Origin of the sequence: Metalysinibacillus jejuensis, from assembly GCF_003057615.1 — a bacterium.
GTDB lineage: Bacteria > Bacillota > Bacilli > Bacillales_A > Planococcaceae > Metalysinibacillus > Metalysinibacillus jejuensis.
Window position 1 is genome coordinate 1 of sequence record NZ_QAFW01000100.1, and the last position, 3,008, is coordinate 3,008.

6 protein-coding genes are annotated in these 3,008 nt (G+C 36.3%); 4 read left to right on the forward strand and 2 right to left on the reverse strand.

Annotated elements, in window-relative coordinates; genetic code table 11:
- Positions 1-242: 242 nt before the first annotated feature.
- On the reverse strand, positions 243-716 hold the full coding sequence (locus DDE80_RS14050) for a hypothetical protein (protein WP_153060926.1): 474 nt from the start codon (positions 714-716) through the stop codon (positions 243-245).
- A gap of 193 nt (positions 717-909) precedes the next feature.
- On the opposite strand from DDE80_RS14050, the gene DDE80_RS14055 reads away from it, so the two are divergent.
- From DDE80_RS14055 to DDE80_RS14065, 3 genes are read left to right on the forward strand one after another with little or no spacing between them, the layout of a single operon-like run.
- On the forward strand, positions 910-1,272 hold the full coding sequence (locus tag DDE80_RS14055; RefSeq protein WP_108308557.1) for a helix-turn-helix domain-containing protein: 363 nt from the start codon (positions 910-912) through the stop codon (positions 1,270-1,272).
- 13 nt (positions 1,273-1,285) lie between these two features.
- Complete coding sequence (locus DDE80_RS14060; protein WP_108308559.1) at positions 1,286-2,062, forward strand: ImmA/IrrE family metallo-endopeptidase; 777 nt, start codon at positions 1,286-1,288, stop codon at positions 2,060-2,062.
- A 21-nt stretch (positions 2,063-2,083) separates the two neighbouring features.
- Positions 2,084-2,293 carry a rhomboid family intramembrane serine protease gene (locus DDE80_RS14065; RefSeq protein WP_161952355.1) on the forward strand — a complete coding sequence of 70 codons (210 nt, stop codon included), beginning with the start codon at positions 2,084-2,086 and terminating at the stop codon, positions 2,291-2,293.
- Between the two features lie 301 nt (positions 2,294-2,594).
- On the opposite strand, the gene DDE80_RS15365 is transcribed toward DDE80_RS14065, so the two are convergent.
- Positions 2,595-2,750 (reverse strand): hypothetical protein, encoded by a 156-nt coding sequence (locus DDE80_RS15365; RefSeq protein ID WP_201261480.1) that lies wholly within the window; start codon positions 2,748-2,750, stop codon positions 2,595-2,597.
- Between the two features lie 81 nt (positions 2,751-2,831).
- Here DDE80_RS15365 and DDE80_RS14070 point away from each other — a divergent pair.
- Positions 2,832-3,008, forward strand: a 177-nt coding sequence (locus tag DDE80_RS14070; RefSeq protein WP_153060862.1) for a helix-turn-helix domain-containing protein, incomplete at its 3' end; no start/stop codon positions are given.

A 3,008-nucleotide genomic window follows, 5' to 3' on the forward strand; every position in this document is an offset into this window, starting at 1 on the left:
TAATGATGGCAATGGTCGTCTTGTTCGTTAAAGTCTAAAGGAAATAAGATAGTGTCTTTGTGTTGTACCCAACCAGTAACATCGGTTGATGGGAGAGCAAAGAAGAAATCTTTTGTACTTTAGAACCCCACTTATTTATGAGTGGGAGTGTCATTTCGTAGATTGGGCAGTGGATTCAACGCTCTTTTATATTATTCGAAGAAGGTCATTCCACCTCAACGTTGGAATGACCTTCTTTTTCATTATTTAGGGCTACCTTCAGCAGTTAAATATTGTACAGATTTTGCAGCGTAGGCACCGTAATTATCGTGCTCTCCATCCTTCACCATTGTTTTTTGGTATGCCTCACGATTGATAAGTGCGTCCGAAACGCTTTTGTACGCATCGTAATCAAGTTCGGCAGCGAAAATAGCGTCGTCCTTTGCTTGCTTAAAGCTTTCTTCTGATAAATTAGCGCGCGTCAGTAAATAAGCATCATACGTCGTGCCGCTAAATAAATCTACTTCTTCTGTATCGTTTAATTTTGCGGTTTCTTGATTGGCTTCTTCGATCGCTTTGTTAAATTCATCAAGGCTTAACTCCTTTTTAGCTGCGGCTACCTCGTTTTGTTCACGATCCGTTAAGTAATCAAACGTACCACTCGCTTGGTTACCTGAAGCGCATGCGGTTAACGTGAGTACCCCTAGCAGTAAAAACGTGTACATCCACTTTTTCATTTACTGCTAGTAGTGTTGTGCTACTAACGGTAGTAAGTAAAAATTTGTAACTAAGCAAACATGCCTTTAGCTGCTTGCCGTGCATATTCAAGGGCTATAATATTTTTACAAAGTGTAAAAAATATAGATTTTAATAGGTATATGGTATAATTTTTTTACATAAACGATACGATAAGTAAAAGAGGTGTAAAAAATGAGCTTATTTTTAAATAAAGAAACGATTGCAGAGAACTTAGGAATGTTTATTCGTTTAAAAGGCTATTCAAAATCATCTTTTGCAAAAAAAGTGAATATCTCACGTCCAACATTGGATCAGTTATTAGAAGGGCAAAGTCCGAATGAAACGGCATTTTTAAAGCAACTTGAAAAAATTGCACAAGCTTTTCAATTAAGTAAGGCGTCTTTTTTAAGCCCACCACAATTTGAGCAAACGTATGCAACACGCTCACTACAGTTTTCCGATCACTTAGCGCACACGAAGGAAAGAGCACCTCACAATCAAAAGCTTCTAGAAGATTTAGAAGATTTACTAGACATTGCGACTTTGTATTTATAGGGAGGAAAGCGAATTGCGTATTACAAAAGAGAATTTACAGCAAACGATTCATCGAAATAAGCAGATTGAAGAAGAAATTGCTCATCTTATTCAATACGTGGAAATGACTTATAAAGAAATTCGGATTCAATCACCAGAAAAACAGGCCCTCCAAATCCTTAGACAGCATTATTTCTTACAAATCCCCATTCCTGACCAAGATTTTGGTGGTGCGATTCGTGTATTACAAAATGGGAAAAAAATCTTCATTATTAATACAGCACAGCAAAGAGTGTACCAATATTTTATGTATTGGCATGAAATCTATCATTTATTAGAACAAGTGACAGAATCTCATGTAATTACGCTTGATTTTGATTTAAATGAGCGTAAGGCTGATTATTTTGCAGCACAAATGCTACTGGGAAAAGATGTGTACCGTTATTTTATGAACTTGCAGGAGCCAGTGAACTTTTTAGACCGCGTGATGGTTTGTATCGATATGTTTAAGGCACCTTATAAAGCAGTTTTAATTCAACTGTATGAAGCGGCTGTGACAGAGAAAAATGAAGCTTTACAAAAAGAAATAGAAGAACATTTTGATTGCCGATTTACGCAAGATGAATGGGAACAGCATTTTAAACGTTTACATTTAGATGTGTCCCTTATTCAACCAAGTAACATTTTAGATATGCGTATTTTAGAAAATGCGATTCAAGCGAAGCAAGAAGCTTACCCTGAGGTTTCTACCTATCAAGAGCATTTTGAATTTTTGCAGCAATTTATCAAAAATGCAAAGCAAACTCATTAGAGATATTTCATCATTCATTTTTTGTATACAGGTAGCTATCCTTTAGCGGGGCTTTCTGGTGCAGGTTACGGCTTACTGGGCATTTATTTATTTTATGCTTTACGTTTTCCTGCGAAGTTTTCACCGCAAAACCGCAAATTTATTTTCGTCTTTATTGCGATCGGGATGGTGCTCACCTTTGTCGTACCTAATATTACATACGCTAGCGTGGTTTATGACGATGTTGGATAAAAAGCAAATCGAAAAATCATTTTATTGAGGGTGCTAAAAAAGCCGCAAACGCTGATTGTACAGGGTTTGTGGTTTTTTAGTTTGCGGCGTTTGGCAAAGCGACGGAAAATAATTAATATATTTTGCATATTCATACAAAATAATAAATTGGAAATTTGATGAAAATAGCTTCTGGAGGTAGAATACCTATAAGAAGTTATTTTTTATCAAAAATAGGCGAGAATACGCCTACCTCAAGGAACGTGAAGGGCGTAGCCCAGTGAGTAGGTGGGAGATGAATCGCCTTCGGAGAAGGGGTAGCTTACTTGCTATCTCGATTGTCCGACTGTTCGAGTGCTATCTGTAATAGATGAAAAATAGTTTGTGTACGAGTTCCAAAACCCTTTTTCTTTTTGTATGCGTCCACTCTATCTAAAAGAATTTTAGGAAATCGTAATACGACTGATTGTTTTTCCATGTTTTCACCTCCAAAATAATATAAAATGAATATCAACTATGATATAATATGTATATCATAACACACAGGGAGGTGAAAGTCATGTTGGTCAATAAAGCATATAAATTTCGTATCTATCCAAGCAAAGAACAAGAAATACTGATTGCTAAAACAATCGGTTGTTCTCGTTTTGTATTCAATCATTTCCTCGCAAAATGGAACGATACTTATAAGGCAACAGGAAAAGGTTTGACTTACAATTCGTGTTCTTCTCAATTA